Genomic DNA, 23,924 nt, shown 5'->3' with positions numbered 1-23,924 from the left:
TACTCAGCTAATCGCTGATGACTTCTGCAAACACCAAACCAGAGGCGTTTTCCGGATCGAGCGATAAAACTGAACAATGATCGCGGGAGTCAACTAGATACACATTGAAGTCTGGTCGCTCTATGTAGGGCTTTGCAGCGCTAATATCATCTTCCAAACAGTAAGTCAGATGTACGCCCGGAAACTGTAAGCGCAATTTACTCAAAGTGTGTTCACTCAAGCCTTTGTGTTCAACGACATCCAACATCAGTTGTAATTTGTGACGATTAATCATGATAAATACTCCGATTGACGAGCCCAAGTTTGCCGTGCCGATGCTTCCATTATCTTCAATAACCACGGCGGAGGAGATGTATCCAAGACTTGTTGTAAATCTTTCAGCATATTAGTTGCGGCTGTGGGTGCCCCAACTTTAATAGGATGTAGCCCGGCATTGACTATCTTTGCGGCAGCAAGCCCACCGATGGTTAATGCACAGATAACATGACAATCTTCGATTAAATTCACTCGCGCTTGATGCTTATCATCAGCATGAGCGAGATCAGGCACTTCTCTTAATGCAATTAGCCGACATTCCTGTGCAGATACTTGATAGACCAAAAAGCGGTCGCAGGTTCCGAACGGGCTATCGATACGATCACTACGATTAGAGGCACACGCGACTCGAATTGAGCCGGGCATATCGCCATCAACATAAGCTTGTTGCTGCGGTAATAATTTATTCAGATCGAAGCCTTGCCCACGTAATAGATAAATAGCGTGGCGTAATTCTTGATCTGAAAAAGTGTCTAAGGCGCCGTTACCGGCCTGACGTAAGCGATTTAACCGCAAACGCCCGAGTCGGTGACTACTCAGGGGTAAGCCTACAGCGCGAATTAAAATAGCCAACCAATCGGCTAATTCAATTCCCGATAAATTCTTTGCTGCCAAACCAATGCGTAAAGCAACAAGATCCGTTAGATCCTGCGTCGCCATTGCGTCAGCCCTCTTCCCCAACACCGCGTTTGGCGCGAACGGTAATCGGCAAATCAGGAATTGCACTTAATGGCTCAACGATATAGCTTGTGCCGCTGGCGAGAGTTATTTCACCACCCCAGCAATCAGGCGCCGTATGTTGAATTGAAACGATGGTATCTTCTTCGTCTTTTTTAGCGACGTATAGGGTTAAATCGCCTTTTTCATTCTGTCTGATCATGACATTAGGCATGAAGATGACTCCACAGCAATAAGGTAAAAATAAAAGTACCGAAGCCCCATTTGCTAGAGTAATAGCGCATGGGGCAAGACTACGTGGTTATCTGCTCCTTAATTGCTGCTAGGATCGCTAGCGGTAATTAAGGGTTAATTTCAAATCAGAAATTAACGAACCAAGTCGTAGTTGTAATCGGTAGTTTGCATGCCGCGAGTTTCTTCATCCAAACGCTCTAGCACCGCATTAACGAGAGTTGTAAGGATTTGCATAGCACCCTCATAACCTAAGGTAGTTTGACGATGTAGGTGATGACGGTCGAAAATCGGGAAGCCAATACGAATTAATGGCACCTCGAATTCTTTACCCTTGTACAGGGTGTCACGTTGGATAAACTTGCCGTATGAGTTGCCAATCATGAAGTCAGGCTTGTTAGTGAACACAAGAGAACGCATGTGCCATAAATCTTTGCCGACATGAACTTCACAGTTAGCACCATAAGAGGTCGTCGCTAAGATAGCTTCCATTGCTTTCTTCCAGCGCTTGTTACCGTTGTTGCACAAAATGTGCGTAGGTTCAGCACCCAATTCTAGCAAGAACTTGCTCATACCCATCACGTAGTCTGGATCCCCCCACAAGGCGAACTTCTTACCGTGCAACCAAGTGTGAGAGTCAGTCATCATGTCGACTAAACGACCACGTTCTTTAGTTAAGCTTTCAGAAATTTCTTGACCAGTTACTTCGCTAACCTTCATCAAGAATTCATCAGTCCAATCCAAACCCATAGGAATGTTCAACTTAGGAACTGCTTGCTTCCAAGTATTTTCCGCGAACTTAGTCGATTTAACTAAATGCCAAGGCTGCAGCATGAAAGTAGTAATAGCGTTTGGCGCATCTTTGATTTCATCCTGAGTCGTGCCGCCTGAATACATGCGGAATTGACCATCTGCTGGCGTATCAAGAACTTCTTCTGGATCCGAAAGCATGGTGTAATCAACATCCATTTCTTTCAACATGCGCTTGATAACACGGAAGTTACCTAGGTATGTTTCGAAGCCAGGAACAATGTTGATTTTGCCATTGCTACCAACCACCTTGCCTTCCATATGGTTCAAGGTGAAGTAACGCGCCATACCTTCAAACATGTTGTCCCAACCAGTAACATGGCTACCAACAAAGCTTGGAGTGTGAGCGTATGGCACAGGGTAATCTTCTGGAATATGCCCTGCCTTTTTTGAGTTGTTAATAAAGGCGTTTAAGTCATCGCCGATTACTTCCGCCATACAGGTGGTAGAAACCGCAATAACGTCTGGCTTGTAAATCGCTTTACAGTTTTCCAGACCATCCTTCATGTTTTGCTGACCACCAAATACCGCTGCATCTTCCGTCATCGAGTCGGAAACGCAAGCAATAGGCTCTTTAAAGTGGCGGTTAAAATACGTGCGAAAATACGCAACACAACCTTGCGATCCGTGAACGTATGGCATGGTTTTTTCAAACCCTAGTGCACATAAAACGGCACCTAACGGCTGGCAAGCTTTCGCAGGATTGACCGTTAAGGCTTCTCGTTGGAAGTTAAGTTCTTTGTACTCTTCTGTGGTTGTCCACATAAAAGTTTCATCAATCAATTCTTGCGAATGAGCTTCCTCGAAAGATGCCTTTTTATTTCGCAAGGATTCTTTGTAATCGTCGTCACGAAATAGCGGATAGCTAGGTTTGATATTGTCGACTTGCTGACTCATGGTCGTCCTCCTCCCGCGCCACTAATCTGTGGTCCGGCGGGTAAATGGAATTTTATTCAGACGAGTGGCAATTGTTCCACCCGCCCGTTTACACACAATCGAAAAATTGGCGCAGGCAATTAAGCCGAAGCAGCCACAGCAGAATCTACCGCTTCAGTTTTCTTCCACGGTGCTGCCAATTTAGCCCAACAAGGGTTATTCAAAGTCATATCCATATCGCGGGCGAAAATGGCGAAACCATCGAAGCCGTGATAAGGACCTGAATAATCCCATGAGTGCATCTGACGGAAAGGCACACCCATTTTTTGGAATATATATTTTTCTTTAATGCCGGAACCAATGAGATCAGGCTTAACTTTCTTCACGAATTCTTCAAATTCGTAACCCGTCACATCGTCATACAACAATGTGGCATCGCCCATTTCTTTCAGAGTACGGTCGTAGTCATCGTTGTGACCAAATTCATAACCAGTACCTACGACTTCCATGCCCAAATCTTCGTATGCGCCGATCACGTGACGTGGACGCAAACCACCGATGTAAAGCATGACGCGTTTGCCTTCCAAGCGAGGACGGAATTTCGCAATAACGGCTTCCCATTCTGGCTGGTACTTAGCGATCACTTCTTCGCATTTCTGTTGAATTGTTTCGTCAAACTGCGCAGCAATTTTACGAAGTGATTCAATAGTCTTAGTAGGGCCAAAGAAGTTGTATTCCATCCAAGGAATTTTGTACTTCTCTTCCATATGACGAGAAATGTAGTTCATTGAACGGTAGCAATGCACCAGGTTCAATTTAACTTTTGGCGTCAATTCCATTTCAGCGATGGTGCCGTCACCAGACCACTGAGCAATAACGCGCAAGCCCATTTCTTCCAACAGGATACGGGAAGACCAAGCATCACCACCGATGTTGTAGTCTCCAATAATAGCAACGTCATAAGGAGTAGTAGCGAAGCTGTTGTCTTCGTCACGAGCGCCTAGAACCCAGTCGCGAACCGCATCGTTAGCAATGTGGTGACCTAACGACTGAGACACGCCACGGAAACCTTCACAGCGTACTGGTACCACTGTTTTACCGGTTTCGGCTGTCTTTTTCTTGGCTACGGCTTCAATATCGTCACCGATCAAACCGATTGGACATTCTGATTGAATTGAAATCCCTTTATGTAGCGGGAATAAACCTTCAATTTCATCGATTAAAGTAGCGAGTTTTTTATCACCACCGAAAACGATGTCTTTTTCTTGAAAGTCGGAAGTAAAGTTCATCGTTACGAAGGTGTTAACACCGGTTGTACCGATATAATAGTTACGACGACCAGCGCGTGAATACTGTCCACAACCCACAGGGCCGTGAGAAATATGGATCATGTCCTTAATCGGACCCCAAACCACACCTTTTGAACCAGCATAAGCGCAACCACGAATAGTCATTACACCCGGTAATGATTTTTTATTCGAAGTGATACATTTTTTAGATTGTTCGAGTTCAGGATCATTTGGAGCCAAGTGTTTAGCTCTGTTTTGCTGTGCTTTCTCTGGATAAATTTCCAGCACTTCCTGAATCAACGATTCAACTTCATCGCGTGACATGGCCATGATAGCCTCCTTACAATAGTTTTAACGGGTAACAGACCGAGCTGAGCAAAATTGCCACAGCTCGGGTTCCGATAGGGCTAATCTGCTCTATCCCGATTTTCACCACTTAAGGCATTTCTAACTAAGTTAGAAAATACAATATTAAGCGCTGACCTTACTCATCGGCTGCAGTTTTACCTACAATACTCACATCTTCTTCATCCAAAATACCGAACTCCATGAGTAGCTCTTCGAGCTCATCCATAGTGATAGGCGTAGGGATTACGAACTTAGTGTTATTAACGATTTTGTTAGCCAAAGTACGATATTCATCCGCTTGGTTAGCAGAAGGATCGTATTCAATAACGGTCATACGACGAATTTCTGCACGCTGAACAACGTTGTCACGTGGAACGAAGTGAATCATTTGAGTGCCAAGCTTTTCAGCAAGAGCAATGATCAATTCATCTTCACGGTCAGTTTCGCGAGAGTTACAGATCAAACCTGCAAGACGTACGCTGCCTGAGTTAGCATATTTCACAATGCCTTTTGCGATGTTGTTGGCAGCATACATTGCCATCATTTCGCCAGAGCATACGATGTAGATTTCTTGTGCTTTGTTTTCACGAATTGGCATCGCGAAACCACCACACACAACGTCACCCAGTACGTCGTAGAATACGAAGTCGAGGTCATCTTCGTACGCGCCTTCTTCTTCTAAGAAGTTGATCGCTGTAATAACCCCACGACCAGCACAACCAACACCGGGTTCTGGACCGCCTGACTCAACGCAACGAATGTCGCCATAACCTGATTTTAATACGTCTTCTAATTCTAGATCTTCCACTGTTCCAGCTTCAGCCGCCATTTCCATAATGGTATTCTGAGCTTTTGAGTGAAGAATTAAGCGAGTAGAATCCGCTTTTGGATCGCAGCCCACGATCATTACTTTTTTACCTGATTCTGCAAGTGCAGCAACTAGGTTCTGAGTAGTCGTTGACTTACCGATACCGCCTTTACCATAAATGGCACATTGACGCATAGCCATAGTCTGTATCTCCTATAATTTTCTAGCCGATTACCATTACCCCGTCGGGGTTTTAGGGCGCAGGCAACCGTGCTAAGTGGCACAACTGAATAGTTCAGACAAACCAATTAGAGCGTGAAGGTTTGTGCTGCCTGATCACATATAGGGTATTGCAGTCTCTGTGCCAGCCTTTCGATAAATTATAAGCTACTGTTTTTATTGGTATTTTTTAAAACCAATAGAATTTTGGCATGGTTACTCAAGCGACAAAATAAATGTCGTGTCATACATACAACAAAAAATATTGTCTATTTGTAGTGCTTTAATGACCAATTTTTTACGAGTTACCACTCAACTCGTTAGTAAAGTCAGAGCACTCATTTGCACGACTGACTGCCCGGATAGACTTTGTCGTAAAGACATCATATTGATTGAATCACGACCATTAACTAAGCCTAGTTAGATAGAAGAAATTGAGATTCTAGAAAACTTGGTTGAATTTTCGACAAAGTTTTAACGGAAAGCAAAAACTCGAATAATAGAACTGAATATTATAAATTCTAAAAACATCGATAAAACATGGTCTTACAAAATTGTCGTGGTGTTTAATAACGATAAATGACAATACGAAAAAGAAAATAACAACTAAGAGAATGAAATTCGAATAACCACTCAACATTTTGCGAGACTGGCTCGTTTCTTGAAATATCTCCTAATAAGCACTAATACACCCAGGAGAATCTCAATGACCTATACACCGCAACTCCAAGCACTAGTAAAAGGTATGAATGAAGGAAAAATTATTCCTTATATTGGGCCAGAAACCCTGCGAGGGGTAACGGAAAAAAAAACAGGTGTGCAAATTCCAGCCGATAGCGATAGCCTCATATTTGCTATGAACGATGGCAAGCCAATGGCGCCTCGTCTAATGTTCGAATTTCCGCGTGCAGCGATGAATTTAGAAAACAAAAAGGGACGTAAGTTTATTGAGCGCTTTCTTACAAAGACCTATGGTGAGCGCCAATGGAATGCATCACCTTTCCATCAATGGTTAGCTGCACTCGATCTGCCTTATGTGGTAGATATTAACCGCGACACTCAATTACAGAATTTTTACAGCGATCGTCCTCATACCTTAATCGTGGGTATTTCTCGTATTGCCGGAACCAGCTATCGCTTTAATATATTCCAGTACTACAGCGGTGAATATCGTGCGATTGATCAGGATCAGATCGATCTAACTCTGCCTATCTTGTTTAAGCCAATGGGCACACCGAAACCGGAAGCTAGCTATATTGCTTCAGACGCTGATTATGTCGACTATATAACAGAGCTAATGGGCGGATTCGCAATTCCAGCATTCTTAAAGGAATATCGTCAAGGTAAACAATACCTATTTTTAGGTCTGCCGATGCAACGTGATACCGAACGTATGGTATTGAGCGATATTATCTATAGCGCAGACCAACCTGCAGGCTGGGTGTTATTGCCAGAACCAAACGATAAAGAACGTCGATTTTGCAAAAAAATGAATCTGACGATTATTCAAGCGAGCTGGTCGGATTTGATGGCTTGTGCTGGTTCTGAATTAGAAGCGGTAGGCTAGTTTTATTAATAAGTCCGGTTCTTAACGCTAAGAGCCGGACTTATTGCCTTGCAGTATCAATATCTTAGTTATATGGCACCGTGCGTTTCACGCACCGCAGACGTCAGGTAATCTTGTAAATCATCTAAGGTTGCAGCCAGATACTTAGGCTTATAGTCATTCAGCTCGCTCAGTAATATCAGCAGCTTGTCTGCTGGAGATTGGCCTTTAAAGTGACTCTTTTCCAAAGCTAACTCTTCCAGTGTTTCGTTCCAAGGTACACCCTGGATCATAGGGATTAAGACAAAGTTAATGCCTTCAATTTCAACTTGAAATGCCTTCTTCAGGTTAACGATATAGAGAATCGCTTTCATATCAGGAGCAAAGTCATCTTTGTATTTTTCTACCAATAAGTTGATAGAGCTAACTTTATCCAATGCACCGACTACCAATTTCAGTTTGTCATCAGCCACGAGTAGGCATTCGCGCAAGACTTCTTTTGGTGGCTTTGTATGGCCTTTGTCATCCCCCACTTCGCCCTCGATTAGCACTAGCTCACCGCGATATGAAAATAGGCCTGAAGTCGAGGTTTCATCTAAGAAGTTAGAGTAAAAAAGCAGTCCAGATTGATTATATTGGTTGAGTAACATAGTTAGTTCCTTTACTGAGTTCAAAGTATTTGAAATTAATCTAAGGCAAAATCCCTGCCCAAGTAAAAGCAAAATAAGTCTAATAAAAACAATACGTTAAGAATATTTTTGTTGATGCAAACCGAGCAATTGTTGGAACTGCGACAAAATGAGCAACAGCAGAAGGTAAGTAATAGGAAGTGAGATATTTGTGCGCAAAGCTACAAAAAAAACAGCCATCAAAATCCGATGGCTGTCGCTGCTCAATAAAGGGGATAAGCACAAGTAGAGTGGACAATTTCTATTCCAATTAGCCTTCAGCTTCGATATTAAATCGAACACGATCTTCAGCACGAACGCCTAGAATTTTAGATAACCAAGGTGGTGGTGAGTTTTCCATAACCTGCTGTAAGCGCGCCAACACCTCGCGCGCTTCACCACCTTCAATATTTTTAATCGGATAAATACCGGCACGAACAACTTTAGCTGCAGCAGGACCACCGATCGATTGAACGTAAAGCACTTGGCAGTCATTAATCAGTTGAGTGCGAAATGCATTACGATCTTCAGAAAGATCGGCTTCTAGCGCAGAGCGAATAGCAACTAACTCGCAAGAATTGCCAGTTATTTGATAAATTAAGAAACGAATACACGAACCAAAGTGACCGTTAAGCTGTTCACCATTATTCGATGCCACCGCTACGAGTATTGCATTTGGCATTTTTTTAATGGCTACCGGAGTAGGCAGCTCTTCATTATCAACATCACCCCAAAGAATTCGCACGGCTTCTTTGATTTCTGGCAAACCTAGACTTATATCTTCACCGTCTTCTTCACCATCGGCGCTACCGAAACCCGTTTTCAAGTCGGTGACGGTAATTTTGGTCAGGCTTTCTTCATTAATATTGCCGTCTATTCGACGTGCCAATATTTCTAACAATTGCGCCACACTTGTTTCTGGCAATGCTCTTGCTGCCATGGCGATACGCAATGCAGCTTCACGACTTATGGTAGGCATACTAGTCATCGCTATTTCTCCAGATCTATTAGATCGTCAATTGGGTCAGAGTCGCTTCTGTATGAGCAGCCCATTCTTCTGGCGTAAAAGCCTCGACGGTTAGAGCGTGTAAACGCCCGTCCGCTAGAAACTCGCTAAAACAACCCAGTACTTTTTGTTGGCGTTGTACTGGTCTCATCTGCGCAAACTCTGCACTAATGACCCGTACTTTAAAGCTACAATCAGCGCCGTCGACAGCCACACTTACTGGGGTTATCTTTTGCTCTATCAGTGTCACTATTTCGCTTATTTCCACAACGATGTCCTATTCTACAGGCGTAGCAGTATTTAGTGATGCTAACAAGGCTTGCAGTGATCCATCTGCGGCCATGGCACAAACAATATCGCTACCACCAATCAGTTCACCACCAACAAATAGCTGTGGAAAGGTTGGCCAATTAGAAATAGATGGTAGACGCTCGCGAATAGATGGCGCTTGTAAAATATTTACGTAGGCCAGATCTGCATTGACCGACTGCAATGCTTTAATGGCCGCAGCCGAAAATCCGCATTCAGGCGCAGACGGCGTGCCTTTCATATAGATAAGCACAGGATTTGTAGCTATTTGCTGATTGATAATTTCAACGACAGATGTAGTACTCATAGGTAATTCCTTAAGCGACATAGCGATTAATTGGTGAATTCGAATATTGTTGGATCAATCTTAGTACTTTGCTATTTGAAGCGGCGTCCAATGCGGATATATCATCTCTTGTCATCAATACCGAATTGGCACCCGCTTTCAGCAACATTTCGACCAAGCCGATATTAGCCATTGATGCGGCATACATAAGTGCGGTCGCACCGTGATCGTTCTGCTGGTCCATATCAATGTCGTTATCTAGCAACAATTTAACGACGGCTAAAGATCCACTTTGGCTCGCCATCCAGAGGGCATTATTCCCATCCTGGTTAATTAGATTTAAGGTACAGCCTGCCATGACTAATTCACGTGACAAAAACTCGTTACCCTCTCGGGCTGCTTGCATCAGTGCCGTTTCATTATTAATACTGCGCTCATCCATATTTCGCGGATTAAATCCATGAGCAAGCATCCAGCGCTTTAACGTATTACTCAGATCCAACATAGGAAGACGAACTTGAGGAAACCAAGCTTCGTAGCCACCGTCTAAGCTGTAACAACTGGTAAAGCCAAAGTCGCTGAATAGCTGCGACATTTCCTGACTTTTATGGCCGTGGTAGCAATAAATTAAAATAGGTACGGCGCGATCCGTATGTTTCAAAATTGCACGTAAACTTTGTTCATCTAAATGGATAGCACGAGGATGATGGCCGGATAAATATGAACGGAAATCTCGCATATCGAGCAGAAGAATTTCACGATTGGTTAACATTTGCTCCGCTTCCGCGATGCTGACATTTTGCCACTTCATCATGTTAGTACCCTCTATTGAAAAATTAGTCTTCGCTACCAAAACAATCATCGTAAGCCGTGCATTGATCGCAACTTGGAGCGCGACAAACATAACCACCACCGGCTTCACAAAGCTGTTTATAGAAGAACTTCTTCCATTTCATGTCGCCTGTATTCGTTCCTGCAAGTCGAGGGAAATTGACATTCATGAGGGCGCTCAATTCATTGCGCGAGCTCAAGCCAAGATCACGCCATAGGTGTTCTCCGCCTAAGCAAGCTGCAGCAACGATATCAGCAATCAGTAATTCGCTATCAGCGATGCCAGCGCGATACTGACGTAGCAATTGGCGAATCTCTTGCCACTCGTCATCACGCATTTCTAACAGTTGTTGACGTAGGTCTTCTTGATGTATGGCATTGTCTTTCTCTTGCTGCCAAGGATTAAGAAGGCGACTGCGACGTTGAGGACACAAGTGCTTATGCAACAACCAATTAAAATCGGCGGGATTGAGTCCTAGAAAATACGGTAAGCAGGTGTGGCCACTACGCTGACTGCGTAATATTTGCGCAAACCAGTCGTTATTTCTTTCATGGCTTTCAGTCGTGCTTGATAAATTCATCATTGGAGTCAGCCATTGAAGAATATTGTAATTCCAACGAGATTGGCGCAATGTGACAGCAATATTCATAATGACTCCCCTTATTTACGACGATCAATTAGACCGGTCATTGTTGAGTTTTCGTGAGCGCAACCATCAATCCCTTCAGAAATTTCTATTGCTACTATCTCTTTCTCGGTAAGATTCAAACACTCGACTAACTGCGGCCAATCGAACCCGGACTCATACCAATCGCCAGACTGTAACAATGGACGACGTATCAGTATCGGGTCCGCTAGCATAACGTCTAGCGCATCGGCTGAAGTCATCTCGTTGGGTCTAATACGTCGATTTTTTACTGCCGGAGCCGACGGATTAAACCATTCAGCAACTGGCCGTTTACCGAAAAAACGTCGCAACTCTTCGCGCTGCCAAGGTGTCGTTAGTAGGTTATGTTCTACTAACTCTATACCCGTTTTCCGTAGCATTTGCTTCTGCCGAGTATTATTAATACAACCTGGTTTTTCATAGAAATGCAGCGTGACATTGCTCATCTTCACTCCCATTTACCTTGATTGAATCTCGCGCATCGCTTCTGCCATTTTTTCAGGTGGAATTCCTGTTAATGTTCCCGGAGGATTAATTGAAATTCCTTGCGCATCGAAAATGGTATCTTCAATCGGGCAAATACTGGCGCACTGTGGTTGTGCATAATCGTCTTCACACTCAGTACACTTACGTGCACTGATTTTAAAATGAGTGCTGCTTTGAGAAATTGCATTACTTGGACATACGTCATAGCAAGCCCAACAGTTCACGCATGAATCGCCGATAGATAGAGCCATAATGATCTCCCGATTTTTCAATTTAATGCGGGACTATTAATAGCCCCGCCGAACTCAACCTAAAAGGCAGGATTTAGTTAGCTGCAACTTCAAGTTTTGCAGTTACTTCATCAAGTTTCCCAGCTGCGATCATTTCTTGATATACCGCTTGTACTGCTTCTTCAATCGGCTCCATCGCGTGTTCGCCGTTAGGAATTACACCCGCTTCCTCTAACAACGACCAAGGTTCGAAACCAATTTTGGAACAAAGCACAGCCTCGCAGCCTTTTAGCGAACGTATAGACCCAGCTAATGCACTTTCTTTTTCGCCACAGGTATCGTTGCCAATGCAATATTGATCGACCTTACGGTGGCTAACAAAGCGCACGCCATTGGCCGATACTTCGTAAATCAAGAACTCAGTAGCATGACCAAAGTGCTGGTTAATTAAACCACCACCACTAGTAGCGACCGCCATTAATACTGGGCGATACACCTGTGCGGGTTTGTCCTGCTTAGCACCAGAGTTCATCGCGGCTAAACGGGCGCGTTTGGCATCTTTTTCATCCAGCTCTTCGAGAATTCCGGCATGAATAACGGCGCGTTTCTTCATGGCTTCGTTATAGTCAATATCCATGGCTGCGATTTTATCCAAGGTAAACTCTTCGCCACGATCCTCACCTAACAAGCCCACTGCATCCGCACGACACTGACGGCAGTGGCGCATCATATTCATGTCACCAGAACAAGAATCTTGTAGATCTTGTAGCTCTTCTGGTTCTGGACCACGCTGACCCATAATGCCGTAGAAAGTGCCGTGTTCTGGTTCCGAAATTAATGGCATTACGTTATGTAAGAAGGCGCCTTTTTCTTTTACGATGCGGCTAACTTCTTTCAAGTGCTCGTCATTAACACCTGGAATCATCACGGAATTAACTTTCACTAAAATTCCGCGTGCAACCAACATTTCTAAGCCCTTCTGCTGTTGAGCAATCAGGATTTTTGCTGCTTTTTCACCATAAATGCGCTTGTTATTCCAATAAATCCATGGGTAAATTTTGGCACCCACTTTTGGATCTACGCAGTTAATCGTGATGGTAACGTGGTCGATATTGTGTTTTGCCAATTCATCAACAACATCGGGCAAAGCCAAACCATTGGTGGACACGCACAATTTAATATCAGGTGCTTCTTCACTTAAGCGGCGGAAGGTATCAAATGTACGTTCTGGATTCGCTAATGGATCACCAGGGCCAGCAATACCAAGCACTGTCATTTGTGGAATATTAGCCGCGACGGCCTTGGTCTTCATGACTGCTTCATCGGGTGTTAGTACTTCAGATACAACACCTGGGCGTGATTCATTCGAACAATCGTATTTACGGTTACAGTAATGACATTGGATATTACAAGCAGGAGCAACAGCCACGTGCATACGAGCAAAGTAGTGGTGTGCTTCTTCGGAGTAACATGGGTGATTTTTTACCTTGTCACGAATCTCATCAGACAGATGAGCCATTTGTTCGTTATCGCTACCACATGAACCGGAAGCACAACTGCTAGCGGCCTCTTCAGAATGGGCTGTTTCTTGATCAAGAACCGTCAGTTGCATAATCTCAGCTCCTCAATAATTACCTTTCCAGGTCTAATTTAAAATAGCCCTAATGGGCGGTTGCTAAGTATCTTTTGCAATGCGGATGCCTAAATACAACCCATTGTTTTTTATGGTTTTTATTTTTTCATGTACTGTTTTTGTGAGGTTTAACACAAGCTTTTCAGTGAATTAATTGTTGTAAATAATACAAACACCAATTCAATTCAGCCCACCAACGGATAAATGCAAACTATCCATTACCACACAGGCAACGGCAAATGCACTCCGTTAGAAATCAGTTAAAAGGTTGATTTAGACGAGCGAAATTAAGCTGTTTTTTTATTGTTATTGTCTACAGCTTTCTAACGTTGATACGCATAATTTGAATTCGATATGCGATCTGGCGAGGGGTCATTCCCAATAATCGTGCGGCCTTAGCTTGCACCCAACCCGCTTGCTCTAATGCGGCGATTAAGCGTTCGCGTTCATCCACATCGGGATCATTTAAATCAATGTCCGATACCGGTGCCATAGATGAGCTAGAATGTTGATGCTGGCTGGTACTACTTAAATTGGTGCGTTGATTATTGGGTATATTAATAACGTCACAATCAATTGTACCTTCTTCACTCATAACCGCCGCCCGCTCTAGACAGTTTTCTAGCTGGCGCACATTACCAGGCCAATCATGACTCATGAGTAAACGTATCGCACTATCTGTCAAACGTAGTGGGCGACCTTGCTGGCGCGATAATTTCTCTAATAGAAATTTGGCCAAATCAGGTACATCCACTAAACGATCACGTAACGGTGGTAACTGTATCGCCATCACGTTAAGACGATAATATAAATCTTCGCGGAAACGCCCTTTTTCTACTTCTATTTCCAGATTGCGATTGGTTGCAGCAACAATACGAACATTGACTTTGATGGTCTGGCTACCACCGACACGTTCAAATTCACCTTCTTGCAGCACACGTAATAACTTCGCTTGAAAAAGAGCAGAAATTTCACCAATTTCATCGAGAAATAACGTGCCTCCGTCTGCTTGTTCAAAGCGGCCTTTACGTTGTTTTACAGCGTTGGTAAATGCGCCCTTTTCATGGCCAAATAATTCTGATTCCAGCAAGTTCTCAGGCAACGACGCACAGTTTAAGCAAACGAACTGATTGTGAGCACGTGGCGAGTTGTAATGAATGGCATTGGCAATTAATTCTTTACCGGTACCGGACTCGCCCAAAATTAATACCGTACTATCCCATTTAGCAACGCGTCGAACTTGATCGAAGACTTGACGCATACCATCGGAGTGGCCCACCACCATATTGTCAAAGCCATATTTCACCCGCACTTCACGCCGTAACTCGTCACGCTCACGGGCAATGGTTTGCCCTTCTTCTACGTTGACCAACATGCGAGCGGTCTGCGACAACAAGTCGGAAATCGCTTTCATTAAGTCGGTACGGTCGGGCAGGTAGTCGTCGGCCGGGACATCGGGCTGCGCCGCAAGAACACCAATGGCATTACCATTGCCATCGCGAATAGGTACGCCAATAAAAGGAAGTTCTAAATCGTAGAGTTCTAATCGGTCCAAGAAACGCGGCTCGACCGAAATGCGACCCAATACGATGGCTTGATTAAGCTCAAGAATACGGCCGAGTATGCCTTCTCCGCGCTGATAGCGAACAGACGATGAGGTTTTAGTCACCGCTTCGGAATCACAATAAACAGCGCCCACTTGCAGAATGCTGTGCTCTGGGTCGAATAAAGTCACGATGCCATAGCGTAATCCGGCTTGATTGTGCAAAACCCCCAGAATACCGCTTAAGGTCTCTTCAATGTTACGCGCTTTGGAGATGATGCCTGCGACTTCGCTCAGGCAACGAAACTGTCGCTCCATAAGTTCGGAGCGACTATTTACGCGCATTCCAACTGACGCAAACTTTGAGTTACTCATAATTAGTAATCCGCTACCGTACCGATGAAACTGGCAATTGCACAATCATTCGACAGCCGGATTGATACTGAGAGTCAATATGTACCGTACCAGAATGATCGCTCACTACGTCGTGCACCATAGGTAGTCCCATACCTCGACATCCGTTGCTGGTCGCCTTAGTACTAAAGAAAGGTTCAAAAACTTTTACCAACAAATTTTGTGGAATACCTGAACCTGAATCAACTATTTCGCAAGTAATCGTGTCCTTATCAACACTGGTGACAATTGTTAAATCTCGTTGTTTTATCTTACGATCGGTCATTGCTTCAATTGCGTTATCTAATAACTGCTTCAACATACTGCGTAAACGTCTCTCACGTCCTAAAACGGCTGGTAAATGCAATGAAGGTTTCCACACAACCGTAATGCCCTGTTTTAGTAAGTTATTAGTACTGAGAGCCAAGGCTTCACGCATTAGCTCATTAATATTCACTAGCTTTTTATTTTCTTCGAGTGGTGGCGGCATGGAGTCACTTAAACTATCTAAGGCATCACGCCCAGACTGCAAGGCCTCCTCTAAAGCCGTAAGCAAGGCATCGTCTCTGGTATCTGCTGAGCGTCGTTGCAGCATGCTAACCGCGGTGGCCATTACATTTACTGGCCCTTGCATCTGGTGAATAGCGCCATTAACGGTTTCTCGCATACCCTGAACTAAGTCTTCTTCTGCCATGAGTGCTTTAAGCGCATTAAGATGTACTTCTTCTTGGCGACGACGAATATCAGTAATATCGTTAATCATGAGCATCACGTAATGACGCACACTTTGCTCAAAGAAGCCGTCAGCCTCCTCGCAATTGACCTCAATGGTACTGCCAAAACACGAGAACCAAGATGGATTGCTACTAGAGCCAAAATCAAGTGAAAATTCTTTACCTTCAAAACTTCGGCGGTCTGAAATTAACTGTTGATAGGAGCTGTCTAACGCTTTGCTTAATACTTCAATGGACGCTTCTAACGGTTCGTTTGGTGCTACGTCGGTAGCCATCTTACGGAAGCTAGGATTGGTCGATACGATCCGTCCTTGCTCATCCAGCACGACCACCGCAGCCGGCACCGCATTGAGCACCGATTCCATCATGAGTTTTTGATTCATCACACGCTGTTCTAACTCGTGCATTTCTGAACCATCACGATGCATACCGAGATAGTAAGTTGTGTCGTTATGCTCGTTAATTACAGGCGCAACGGTTAATTCAGCTAAATACAAAGCCCCGTTTTTGCGACGATTTAGCAACATGCCAGACCAAGATTTTTGCTGAGCTAAACGTCCCCATAGCGCTTGATAAACAATGCGTGGAGTTGTGTGATTAGATAACAAGGATTCATTATGGCCTAACACCTCATCTTCGCTATAGCCCGTCACTTGTGTGAACGCCCGGTTAACGTAAAGAATATTAGCCTTTAAATCCGTAATAGAAATCGCGACTGGCGAATGTTCAACCGCCTGAAAGAAGACCTCTTCCGACAATAGAATACCTGCTGGGTGTATCTCGCTGATTCCCTTATCTAATAGAGTGCTAACTTCAGCCTGATCTGGCGTGAGCTTTACTTTGCTCATAGTCTCGTCTCTCGTCGTTGGCATACTGTAGTAGCATCAGCAATATACATGCCGCAAAGCAGATCGACCTTAGTGTCAGCAACTGCGTGTCGTTAGCCCGACAACATCGACTACATTTGTCGCTATTACTACAAACAAGATTCAACGCGTTTCACGCTTTGTAGAAAATACAACAATCATTAAAACTGTGTGATTTGCCACAACCATTCGATTTTAAAGCCTTGCAGGCGATTCATGACCATCTTCCTTGGCTGTCATGTCGTAAAAAACTCAATGGCATAGGAAATGCAAATTGACTCGATACGGTAGTCGATACGGCACGACTAGCTAACAAAACACGTACATAAACAGTAAAAACTAACGAGGTTGGGCATGGATTATTTATTGATTTTGGTCAGCACTTCTCTCGTTAACAATATCGTTTTAGTTAAATTTCTAGGCTTGTGTCCGCTAATGGGGGTTTCTAGCAATGTTTCTGCCGCTTGGGGAATGAGTTTGGCAACAACGTTTGTACTAACACTGTCGGCCCTATGCAGCTGGTTAATCGAACACTTGTTGCTACAACCTTTAGGTATTGAATTCTTACGCATTCTCTCGTTTATTTTAATTATCGCCGCCGTCGTGCAATTCACTGAAGTGATGGTGCGTCGTGCTAGCCCGTCGCTGCATAAAGCCTTAGGTATCTATTTGCCACTGATTACCACCAACTGCGCGGTACTAGGAGTGGCTCTATTAAACATCAATGAAAATCACAATTTGCTTGAAAGCCTGATGTTTGGTCTGGGTTCGGCCTTGGGATTTGTCATTGTGATGGTGATGTTCGCCGGTCTACGCGAACGTCTAGCGCTCGCCAATGTGCCAAGTTTATTTGCAGGAACCCCCGTTAGTTTAATAACTGCAGGGTCATTATCTCTCGTATTTATGGGCTTCAGCGGCATGATTTAAGCTGCTTATCAGTATAAAAAAGGAGAACTGTATGTTGATCGCAACCCTAGTTTTAACTCTGATGGGATTAACCTTAGGCGGTTTACTTGGTTTGGCGGCAAAATATTTTGCTGTGGAAGATGGCAACCCACTGGTCAAAGAAATTGAAGCTATGCTGCCAGGAAGCCAATGCGGACAGTGCGGTTTCCCAGGGTGTGGGCCTGCTGCTGAGGCTATGGTTGAAGGCACAGCCAGCGTTACCTGTTGCCCCCCAGGCGGTAAAATGTTGGCGGAATCTCTTGCCCAAAAATTGGATATTGATCTTTCCGAGTTTGGCGAATTACCTGAGCCCCAATTAGCAAGCATTAATGCTGAATTATGTACAGGCTGCACACGTTGCTATAAAGCCTGCCCCACCGATGCCATTGTCGGTGCGAGCAAACAATTACACGTTGTTGTAGGGGGTGCTTGCATAGGCTGCAGTAAGTGCGTTGAAGCTTGTCCTGAAGACTGCATTAGTTTGACCCCAGCACCAATGACCTTGGATCGCTGGCACTGGTCTAAGCCAGAGGCGGCATAAAATGTTCGGGCTAAAAACAATTCGTGGTGGTGTTCATCCAGATGGCCGTAAAGAAAACAGCGGCCGTTTAGCGATAATGACCAAGGTGCCATTACCTGAGCGCCTATATCTGCCACTATGCCAACATTCTGGTGACGATGCTGTCCCCATAATTAAGATCGGCGATCAAGTCTTAAAAGGGCAACTGATTGCGCTATCCTCTGGACGCCAATCCGCCAACGTACATGCGCCGACGTCTGGCGAAATTGTGGCGATCGACACCATTACCATGCCGCACCCGTCAGGCTTGCCTGCCAATGCCATTATTCTTGCACCCGACGGTTTAGAAACTTGGACTGAGCTGAGTGCGCCCGCAGATCCTTACGCCATGCCGCAAGAAGAGCTGGCTAGCTTAGTTGAGCAAGCCGGTATTGTGGGTATGGGCGGAGCGATTTTTCCGGCCGCCATCAAACTGCGTCAAGGTCGTCGTTTTGAAATTAAAACACTCATTATTAATGGCAGTGAGTGCGAACCCTATCTCACGACCGATGATCGCTTAATGCAAGAACGAGCGGAAGAAATTGTCGAAGGTACAAAATTAGTTCGCTATATCATCGACGCTTACCGCGCAGTTATCGCCGTCGAAGACAACAAACCCAAAGCCATCGCTGCGCTTAAAAAAGCGGCTGAAGGTATTGGTTCTATTGAAGTCGTTACCGTACCTGCACGCTACCCTATGGGCTCTGCGAAACAACTTATTCAGGCAGTGACCGGATTAGAAGTTCCAGCCGGAGCCAGAAGCAACGATGTCGGTGTTTTAGTGCATAACGTCGCAACGGTGTATGCCATCCAACAGATGTTGATGCATGGTCGCCCGTTAATTTCCCGCGTAACAACAATTTCTGGTAATTGCGTGCAAAAGCCACAAAACGTGGAAGCCTTACTCGGTACGCCAATTAGCCATTTAATGGAAGTATGCGGCGGACTCGTTCAACAGCCCGCGCGATTATTAATGGGCGGCCCTATGATGGGTCAAGTACTACCGTCTCTCGATGTCCCCCTTATTAAAGGCAGTTCGGGAGTTTTGGCGCTAACCAAAGCAGAAGTTAACAACCATGTTCCGGCTCCTTGTATTCGCTGTAGTCGTTGCGTCAGCGCCTGCCCAATGGGCTTATTACCGTTAGAAATGGCACGTAGTGCTAAAGTCGACGACTTTGATCATGCCCAAGAATACGGTCTACGTGATTGTATTTTATGTGGCTCTTGCGCCTATGTTTGCCCGTCTCACATTCCCTTAGTGCAATATTTTGAATACGCCAAAGGTGAACTCGCCGAGCGCCGAAATAGCCAGCAAAAAATGACCTACACCCAAGAGTTAATGGCCTCACGCGCAGCTCGCGTTGAAGCCGAAGCCGAAGCGAAAAAGGCGGCGAAGAAAGCTAAAAAGCAAAAAACTACGCCATCAGCCAGAACAGAAACTTCAGACTAGTTGTAACAATTATTAGGTTATTTAAAAGGTCAGTATTATGACAGCACAAACAGTCACTCAAGTCGGTGCTTCACCTCACGCCCATGATCGCTCCAGCGTTGATCGGATTATGTTGCGTGTGTGTTTCGCCTTGCTTCCAGTCACTGCTTGGGGGTTTTATTGTTTTGGTTGGCCCGCCATTATTCTATGGGCAGTGACTTGCGTAAGCGCCGTTATTACTGAAGCCGCATGCCTGTATCTGCAACAACAACCGATGAGCCGCTTAAATGATGGTTCGGCTTTATTAACAGGCTGGTTACTCGCCCTAACCCTTCCACCGTGGGCACCATGGTGGATTGCTGCAGGTGGCGCTTTATTTGCGATTGCCATTGGGAAACAGATTTACGGTGGTATCGGTCAAAATGTATTTAATCCTGCATTACTGGCTCGCATTGCTTTGCTAATTTCATTTCCGGTGCAGCTCACTACTTGGGTCAATGTTCTACCAATTAATAGCCCAGAAGCGCCAGGAATTAGCGAATCCTTGGCGATTATTTTTGCCGGCCAACCGTTAGTTGACGGCATGACGGGTGCAACATGGTTAGGGGCTAGCAAGGTAGCGGCAAGTGCCGGAACTCATGTCAGTGAATTATTAAGTAATGAATTTTCTCTGCATGACGCTTTCTTTGGTATCAGTCGTGGCAGTATGGGAGAAACCTCAGCACTGCTCGCACTTTGTGGAGGCTTAGCCTTAATCGCAATGCGTCTGATTACTTGGCATATTCCTCTGAGCCTATTAGGTACTTTGGCGCTATTGACGACTGCAACCAATTATTTTAACCCCGACCAATATGCCGGTGCTTTGTTCCACCTAACCTCCGGCGGCGTTATGCTTGGCGCTTTCTTTTTTGCCACCGACTATGTGACTTCACCGACATCCCCTACCGGTAAACTCATCTTCGGATTCGGCTGCGGCGCCTTATTATTTACCATACGTAGCTGGGGTGGTTTCCCTGAAGCGGCGGCCTTTGCTATTTTATTTATGAACGCATTAACTCCGTTAATTGACCGTACATTTAAGCCGCGGATATACGGTCGTAACCGCAATGGCAAAGCGGTTAAACACACACCTGCGCGTAAGGTGGTATGACATGATTTCTTTTGATATCGCCCCTTACCGCGAACATCCTTGGTACCAAGCACTGCTTCTTGGCGGCGCGTGCGCCGTGGTCAGTTTGCTGCTCGTCGGTGGTAATGCCATGACAAGCCAACCTATCCAAGATCATTTAACCGCTGATAAATTAGCCATGCTGGCGCAAGTATTACCGCAAAGCTATTACGATAACGATCCGTTAGCAGAAACTATCGAGTTGCATAGCGATGCACTGATTGGCCCAGCAACATTAATGCTAGCACGAAAAAATGGCGAATTAAGCGCCTGTGCTTTGCAATTAAGTACCGCTGGCTGGGGTGGCGTGATGCAAATCATTATGGCGATAAAGCCTAATGGTGAATTACTAGGTGTGCGTATTATTAGCCACAAAGAAACACCTGGATTAGCCGATAAAATTGAACGCGAAAAAAGCGACTGGATTACCAGTTTCGACGGCAAATCACTAACCAATGTCAGTGAAAAAGGCTGGGCAGTGAAAAAAGACGGTGGCGAATTCGATCAGTTTACCGGCGCAACGATTACGCCAAGATCTGTGGTACGCGGCATCCATCAAGGCTTACTGTTATTTCAGCAATGGCTGAAAAATCAGCCTTCAGCGACCACTCATACAACTCACAACGAACAGGCTGTGGAGGTTCACTCATGAGTCAATATCGTCAAATTTTTCGGGATGGTCTATGGGATAATAACGTTGCCATGGGGCAGATGTTAGCGTTATGCCCATTACTAGCCGTTACTACCAGTGCAACAAATGGCCTAGGAATGGGCATCGCTTCGCTTGCCGTATTATTGCTCACCAATATTATTATTTCTTCGGTACGTGGGGTGATTAGCCCGCAGGTACGTATTCCGGTATTGATCGTTTTAATTGCAACGGTTGTCACTATCGTCGATATGACCATCAACGCATTTATGCATGACCTATATAAAGTACTCGGCCTGTTTATCGCGTTAATCGTTACCAATTGCGCTATTTTTGGCCGTGCTGAAAGTTTTGCCAGTAAACAACCTGTGATTCCGGCTGCCGCAGATGCTCTGGCAATGGGCTTTGGTTTTACTTGGGTACTGGTCGCCGTTGGCGGTATGCGCGAAATATTTGGCAGCGGTACTCTCTTTGCGAATGCATCACTGCTATTAGGCAGTCATTTTGCTTGGTTAGAAACCGTGATTATTCCAAACTACTCGGGAATTTTATTGGCGATATTACCGCCAGGTGCATTTATGGCGCTAGGCTTCTTAATCGTGATTAAACGCCTCATAGATCGCCGCAAAGGTGTTTCTACTAATAGCGGCTTAGTAGTATTGCAGCACTAATGGAGCAAACCATGCAAATCAGTGTGATCTATGCCAAACATACGGCGCAGCCTTGGATCGATTTAGAGGTTGCGGATGATTGCCTATTAGCGGATGCCGTAGCGCAATCTGGATTACTAACCAAGTATCCCGAGATCGACTTACAAAAAATGCGAGTGGGAATTTTCGGCAAATTAGCCAAAACAGATAGCCCATTAAAACCTGGCGATCGGGTCGAAATTTATAATCCAATTATTCGCAATTTGGATGAAGACGACGATGATGACGATTAAGTCGCGGTCATCGTCACACTAAAACCTGCTATACCGGATTATCGATATCCACAAATTCAACATTAAGCCCGAATTCATCCGCCAAATACTCACCCAAAGCTTTTACGCCATAACGTTCGGTCGCATGATGACCCGCACTAAAGAAATGGGTGCCGGTTTCACGCGCCAGATGCACCGCAGGCTCATTAATTTCGCCCGTTAAATAGGCATCAACACCGGCATCAATTGCGCGTTGCAAATACCCCTGAGCGCCACCGGTACACCAAGCGATGGTTTCGATAGTATCGTTATCTTCGCCAATATGCAGAGGCTCACGCTTTAAACACTCACCTAACCAAGCGCGAAACTCTTTGCCACTCATAGCGCGCGGCAAGCGGCCAATATTTCCCGGTACGGATGGATCGGATTCATCCAGTAAACCATCGACCTGTAATCCCAGCACATCGGCTAACTGCGCGTTATTGCCATATATTGGATGCATATCTAATGGCAGGTGGTACGCAATTAAATTGATATCGTGAGTTAGCAAGGCTTTTAAGCGCTCTTTCTTAATCCCAACGATGCGCTCATCCTCGCCCTTCCAAAAGTAACCGTGATGCACCAAGATGGTATCGGCGCCGCGTTCTATCGCTACATCGATCAACGCTTGGCTCGCGGTAACACCCGTAATGATATGCTGCACATGCTCTCGACCGGCAACCTGCAAACCATTGGGGCAGTAATCACGAATTTTGGCACTCTGTAAGAGTGCATCTAGATGCTTCAATATTTCTTGGCGATCAGTGATCATAGGCCGCTCGTAGTTAAGTTTGTTACAGTACACACCCAGTTTATGGGTTTTTAGGGAACCTCAGCAAATGTCGACATCCAATACAATTGTTCATCGTATTCTTTTGCCATCGGCGATTGGGATTATCGCTGCGCTCAGTATTCTGCTTTGGGCACCTGAGTGGGTGATGCCACAAACACCGCAACCCATTTTCGACGCTCCAACCGTCATCAATGCCGAACCGCAAGCAGACACCATGCGCGCACAAGGTCCGGTAAGCTATGCCGATGCGGTTGATATTGCCGCACCCGCCGTAGTGAATATTTATACGCGTAAGATAGTGCAGCGTAAAACCCACCCAATGCTCAACGATCCTTACTTTAAGCGTTTTTTTCGCAACAGCCCAGAGTCGAGTGAGCGTATGCAATCGAGTCTTGGTTCTGGCGTCATCATGGCGGGCAACGGCTACATCTTAACCAATAACCATGTGATTGATGGTGCCGATGAAATCGTTGTTTCTTTACGTGACGGCCGTGATGCCTCAGCGACGGTTGTCGGTACAGACCCTGAAGCAGATCTTGCCGTACTAAGAATCGAACTCGACAATATTCCGCACATTCGCGTGGCATCAGAACGCAGTCTCGCCGTTGGTGATGTTGTGCTCGCTATTGGAAATCCATTCGGCGTTG

27 protein-coding genes are annotated in these 23,924 nt (G+C 45.1%); 9 read left to right on the top strand and 18 right to left on the bottom strand.

The genetic code is table 11. From position 1 onward, the window contains the following. Positions 1-7: 7 nt before the first annotated feature. The 6 genes from UXZ23_RS00135 to nifH all read right to left on the bottom strand — a co-directional run bounded on the left by UXZ23_RS00135 (position 8) and on the right by nifH (position 5,556). The gene (locus UXZ23_RS00135) at positions 8-274 is read right to left on the bottom strand and encodes a hypothetical protein (protein WP_320818640.1); all 267 of its coding nucleotides are present in this window, start codon (positions 272-274) and stop codon (positions 8-10) included. Continuing rightward, entirely contained in the window at positions 271-975 is a 705-nt protein-coding gene (locus UXZ23_RS00130; protein WP_320818639.1) for a NifB/NifX family molybdenum-iron cluster-binding protein, read from the bottom strand. The genes UXZ23_RS00135 and UXZ23_RS00130 overlap by 4 nt, the downstream gene beginning before the upstream one ends. Before the next feature lie 4 nt (positions 976-979). Next, positions 980-1,207: a putative nitrogen fixation protein NifT gene (gene nifT, locus UXZ23_RS00125; RefSeq protein ID WP_320818638.1), complete on the bottom strand. Its 228-nt coding sequence runs from the start codon at positions 1,205-1,207 to the stop codon at positions 980-982. A gap of 152 nt (positions 1,208-1,359) precedes the next feature. Then, entirely contained in the window at positions 1,360-2,931 is a 1,572-nt protein-coding gene (gene nifK / locus UXZ23_RS00120; protein WP_320818637.1) for a nitrogenase molybdenum-iron protein subunit beta, read from the bottom strand. Between the two features lie 119 nt (positions 2,932-3,050). Further along, the gene (gene nifD / locus UXZ23_RS00115) at positions 3,051-4,529 is read right to left on the bottom strand and encodes a nitrogenase molybdenum-iron protein alpha chain (protein ID WP_320818636.1); all 1,479 of its coding nucleotides are present in this window, start codon (positions 4,527-4,529) and stop codon (positions 3,051-3,053) included. 154 nt (positions 4,530-4,683) lie between these two features. Further along, entirely contained in the window at positions 4,684-5,556 is an 873-nt protein-coding gene (gene nifH / locus UXZ23_RS00110) for a nitrogenase iron protein (RefSeq protein WP_320818635.1), read from the bottom strand. A 724-nt stretch (positions 5,557-6,280) separates the two neighbouring features. Between nifH and UXZ23_RS00105 the strand changes: the two genes are divergently transcribed. After that, entirely contained in the window at positions 6,281-7,141 is an 861-nt protein-coding gene (locus UXZ23_RS00105; RefSeq protein WP_320818634.1) for an SIR2 family protein, read from the top strand. Between the two features lie 68 nt (positions 7,142-7,209). On the opposite strand, the gene UXZ23_RS00100 is transcribed toward UXZ23_RS00105, so the two are convergent. From UXZ23_RS00100 to nifL, 11 genes are all read right to left on the bottom strand, one after another. Next, entirely contained in the window at positions 7,210-7,770 is a 561-nt protein-coding gene (locus UXZ23_RS00100) for a hypothetical protein (protein ID WP_320818633.1), read from the bottom strand. Positions 7,771-8,059: 289 nt separating this feature from the next. Then, the gene (locus UXZ23_RS00095; RefSeq protein ID WP_320818632.1) at positions 8,060-8,776 is read right to left on the bottom strand and encodes a dinitrogenase iron-molybdenum cofactor biosynthesis protein; all 717 of its coding nucleotides are present in this window, start codon (positions 8,774-8,776) and stop codon (positions 8,060-8,062) included. A 19-nt stretch (positions 8,777-8,795) separates the two neighbouring features. Beyond that, positions 8,796-9,062: a BolA family protein gene (locus UXZ23_RS00090; protein WP_320818631.1), complete on the bottom strand. Its 267-nt coding sequence runs from the start codon at positions 9,060-9,062 to the stop codon at positions 8,796-8,798. A gap of 9 nt (positions 9,063-9,071) precedes the next feature. Then, complete coding sequence (gene grxD / locus UXZ23_RS00085; protein WP_320818630.1) at positions 9,072-9,410, bottom strand: Grx4 family monothiol glutaredoxin; 339 nt, start codon at positions 9,408-9,410, stop codon at positions 9,072-9,074. 10 nt (positions 9,411-9,420) lie between these two features. Then, on the bottom strand, positions 9,421-10,203 hold the full coding sequence (locus tag UXZ23_RS00080; protein ID WP_320818629.1) for an ankyrin repeat domain-containing protein: 783 nt from the start codon (positions 10,201-10,203) through the stop codon (positions 9,421-9,423). A gap of 22 nt (positions 10,204-10,225) precedes the next feature. Next, positions 10,226-10,870 (bottom strand): nitrogen fixation protein NifQ, encoded by a 645-nt coding sequence (locus UXZ23_RS00075; protein ID WP_320818628.1) that lies wholly within the window; start codon positions 10,868-10,870, stop codon positions 10,226-10,228. Positions 10,871-10,881: 11 nt separating this feature from the next. Then, complete coding sequence (locus tag UXZ23_RS00070) at positions 10,882-11,334, bottom strand: ArsC/Spx/MgsR family protein (protein ID WP_320818627.1); 453 nt, start codon at positions 11,332-11,334, stop codon at positions 10,882-10,884. Between the two features lie 12 nt (positions 11,335-11,346). Further along, the gene (locus UXZ23_RS00065; RefSeq protein ID WP_320818626.1) at positions 11,347-11,625 is read right to left on the bottom strand and encodes a 4Fe-4S dicluster domain-containing protein; all 279 of its coding nucleotides are present in this window, start codon (positions 11,623-11,625) and stop codon (positions 11,347-11,349) included. Between the two features lie 73 nt (positions 11,626-11,698). Then, positions 11,699-13,216: a nitrogenase cofactor biosynthesis protein NifB gene (gene nifB, locus UXZ23_RS00060; protein WP_320818625.1), complete on the bottom strand. Its 1,518-nt coding sequence runs from the start codon at positions 13,214-13,216 to the stop codon at positions 11,699-11,701. A gap of 334 nt (positions 13,217-13,550) precedes the next feature. Next, a complete protein-coding gene (nifA, locus tag UXZ23_RS00055) occupies positions 13,551-15,155 on the bottom strand; it encodes a nif-specific transcriptional activator NifA (protein ID WP_320818624.1) in 1,605 nt (534 codons plus the stop codon). A gap of 13 nt (positions 15,156-15,168) precedes the next feature. Next, positions 15,169-16,755 (bottom strand): nitrogen fixation negative regulator NifL, encoded by a 1,587-nt coding sequence (gene nifL, locus UXZ23_RS00050; protein ID WP_320818623.1) that lies wholly within the window; start codon positions 16,753-16,755, stop codon positions 15,169-15,171. A 372-nt stretch (positions 16,756-17,127) separates the two neighbouring features. Here nifL and rsxA point away from each other — a divergent pair, with 372 nt between their 5' ends. From rsxA to UXZ23_RS00015, 7 genes are read left to right on the top strand one after another with little or no spacing between them, the layout of a single operon-like run. Further along, complete coding sequence (gene rsxA / locus UXZ23_RS00045) at positions 17,128-17,700, top strand: electron transport complex subunit RsxA (protein WP_320818622.1); 573 nt, start codon at positions 17,128-17,130, stop codon at positions 17,698-17,700. 31 nt (positions 17,701-17,731) lie between these two features. After that, positions 17,732-18,259, top strand: coding sequence for an RnfABCDGE type electron transport complex subunit B (locus UXZ23_RS00040; RefSeq protein WP_320818621.1), 528 nt, complete (start codon positions 17,732-17,734; stop codon positions 18,257-18,259). Between the two features lies 1 nt (position 18,260). Further along, the gene (gene rsxC / locus UXZ23_RS00035; RefSeq protein WP_320818620.1) at positions 18,261-19,727 is read left to right on the top strand and encodes an electron transport complex subunit RsxC; all 1,467 of its coding nucleotides are present in this window, start codon (positions 18,261-18,263) and stop codon (positions 19,725-19,727) included. Between the two features lie 37 nt (positions 19,728-19,764). Then, on the top strand, positions 19,765-20,856 hold the full coding sequence (locus tag UXZ23_RS00030) for an RnfABCDGE type electron transport complex subunit D (protein WP_320818619.1): 1,092 nt from the start codon (positions 19,765-19,767) through the stop codon (positions 20,854-20,856). 1 nt (position 20,857) lies between these two features. Next, a complete protein-coding gene (rsxG, locus tag UXZ23_RS00025; RefSeq protein WP_320818618.1) occupies positions 20,858-21,526 on the top strand; it encodes an electron transport complex subunit RsxG in 669 nt (222 codons plus the stop codon). Further along, positions 21,523-22,194: an electron transport complex subunit E gene (locus tag UXZ23_RS00020; RefSeq protein ID WP_320818617.1), complete on the top strand. Its 672-nt coding sequence runs from the start codon at positions 21,523-21,525 to the stop codon at positions 22,192-22,194. The genes rsxG and UXZ23_RS00020 overlap by 4 nt, the downstream gene beginning before the upstream one ends. A gap of 11 nt (positions 22,195-22,205) precedes the next feature. Next, on the top strand, positions 22,206-22,466 hold the full coding sequence (locus UXZ23_RS00015) for an RnfH family protein (protein WP_320818616.1): 261 nt from the start codon (positions 22,206-22,208) through the stop codon (positions 22,464-22,466). A 28-nt stretch (positions 22,467-22,494) separates the two neighbouring features. Here UXZ23_RS00015 and UXZ23_RS00010 read toward each other — a convergent pair whose 3' ends face one another. Continuing rightward, positions 22,495-23,256 carry a Nif3-like dinuclear metal center hexameric protein gene (locus tag UXZ23_RS00010; RefSeq protein WP_320818615.1) on the bottom strand — a complete coding sequence of 254 codons (762 nt, stop codon included), beginning with the start codon at positions 23,254-23,256 and terminating at the stop codon, positions 22,495-22,497. Positions 23,257-23,323: 67 nt separating this feature from the next. Between UXZ23_RS00010 and UXZ23_RS00005 the strand changes: the two genes are divergently transcribed. Continuing rightward, positions 23,324-23,924, top strand: a 601-nt coding sequence (locus UXZ23_RS00005) for a trypsin-like peptidase domain-containing protein (protein WP_320818614.1), incomplete at its 3' end; no start/stop codon positions are given.

The organism is Thalassolituus sp. (assembly GCF_034111725.1).
Classification (GTDB): domain Bacteria; phylum Pseudomonadota; class Gammaproteobacteria; order Pseudomonadales; family Oceanobacteraceae; genus Thalassolituus.
The sequence above is the reverse complement of the archived record's forward strand: the minus strand, read 5'-3'. Positions and strand labels throughout refer to the sequence as shown.

What these genes read in the sequence shown, in the direction of transcription:
- nifA (WP_320818624.1), bottom strand. Translation starts at nt 15,155, where the DNA reads ATGAGTAACTCAAAGTTTGCGTCAGTTGGAATGCGCGTAAATAGTCGC.
- UXZ23_RS00095 (WP_320818632.1), bottom strand. Translation starts at nt 8,776, where the DNA reads ATGACTAGTATGCCTACCATAAGTCGTGAAGCTGCATTGCGTATCGCC.
- UXZ23_RS00015 (WP_320818616.1), top strand. Translation starts at nt 22,206, where the DNA reads ATGCAAATCAGTGTGATCTATGCCAAACATACGGCGCAGCCTTGGATC.
- rsxC (WP_320818620.1), top strand. Translation starts at nt 18,261, where the DNA reads ATGTTCGGGCTAAAAACAATTCGTGGTGGTGTTCATCCAGATGGCCGT.
- UXZ23_RS00020 (WP_320818617.1), top strand. Translation starts at nt 21,523, where the DNA reads ATGAGTCAATATCGTCAAATTTTTCGGGATGGTCTATGGGATAATAAC.
- UXZ23_RS00030 (WP_320818619.1), top strand. Translation starts at nt 19,765, where the DNA reads ATGACAGCACAAACAGTCACTCAAGTCGGTGCTTCACCTCACGCCCAT.
- UXZ23_RS00065 (WP_320818626.1), bottom strand. Translation starts at nt 11,625, where the DNA reads ATGGCTCTATCTATCGGCGATTCATGCGTGAACTGTTGGGCTTGCTAT.
- grxD (WP_320818630.1), bottom strand. Translation starts at nt 9,410, where the DNA reads ATGAGTACTACATCTGTCGTTGAAATTATCAATCAGCAAATAGCTACA.
- rsxG (WP_320818618.1), top strand. Translation starts at nt 20,858, where the DNA reads ATGATTTCTTTTGATATCGCCCCTTACCGCGAACATCCTTGGTACCAA.
- UXZ23_RS00010 (WP_320818615.1), bottom strand. Translation starts at nt 23,256, where the DNA reads ATGATCACTGATCGCCAAGAAATATTGAAGCATCTAGATGCACTCTTA.
- nifT (WP_320818638.1), bottom strand. Translation starts at nt 1,207, where the DNA reads ATGCCTAATGTCATGATCAGACAGAATGAAAAAGGCGATTTAACCCTA.
- nifK (WP_320818637.1), bottom strand. Translation starts at nt 2,931, where the DNA reads ATGAGTCAGCAAGTCGACAATATCAAACCTAGCTATCCGCTATTTCGT.
- UXZ23_RS00040 (WP_320818621.1), top strand. Translation starts at nt 17,732, where the DNA reads ATGTTGATCGCAACCCTAGTTTTAACTCTGATGGGATTAACCTTAGGC.
- UXZ23_RS00070 (WP_320818627.1), bottom strand. Translation starts at nt 11,334, where the DNA reads ATGAGCAATGTCACGCTGCATTTCTATGAAAAACCAGGTTGTATTAAT.
- UXZ23_RS00105 (WP_320818634.1), top strand. Translation starts at nt 6,281, where the DNA reads ATGACCTATACACCGCAACTCCAAGCACTAGTAAAAGGTATGAATGAA.
- nifB (WP_320818625.1), bottom strand. Translation starts at nt 13,216, where the DNA reads ATGCAACTGACGGTTCTTGATCAAGAAACAGCCCATTCTGAAGAGGCC.
- nifD (WP_320818636.1), bottom strand. Translation starts at nt 4,529, where the DNA reads ATGGCCATGTCACGCGATGAAGTTGAATCGTTGATTCAGGAAGTGCTG.
- UXZ23_RS00130 (WP_320818639.1), bottom strand. Translation starts at nt 975, where the DNA reads ATGGCGACGCAGGATCTAACGGATCTTGTTGCTTTACGCATTGGTTTG.
- nifL (WP_320818623.1), bottom strand. Translation starts at nt 16,755, where the DNA reads ATGAGCAAAGTAAAGCTCACGCCAGATCAGGCTGAAGTTAGCACTCTA.
- UXZ23_RS00135 (WP_320818640.1), bottom strand. Translation starts at nt 274, where the DNA reads ATGATTAATCGTCACAAATTACAACTGATGTTGGATGTCGTTGAACAC.
- nifH (WP_320818635.1), bottom strand. Translation starts at nt 5,556, where the DNA reads ATGGCTATGCGTCAATGTGCCATTTATGGTAAAGGCGGTATCGGTAAG.
- UXZ23_RS00080 (WP_320818629.1), bottom strand. Translation starts at nt 10,203, where the DNA reads ATGATGAAGTGGCAAAATGTCAGCATCGCGGAAGCGGAGCAAATGTTA.
- rsxA (WP_320818622.1), top strand. Translation starts at nt 17,128, where the DNA reads ATGGATTATTTATTGATTTTGGTCAGCACTTCTCTCGTTAACAATATC.
- UXZ23_RS00075 (WP_320818628.1), bottom strand. Translation starts at nt 10,870, where the DNA reads ATGAATATTGCTGTCACATTGCGCCAATCTCGTTGGAATTACAATATT.
- UXZ23_RS00100 (WP_320818633.1), bottom strand. Translation starts at nt 7,770, where the DNA reads ATGTTACTCAACCAATATAATCAATCTGGACTGCTTTTTTACTCTAAC.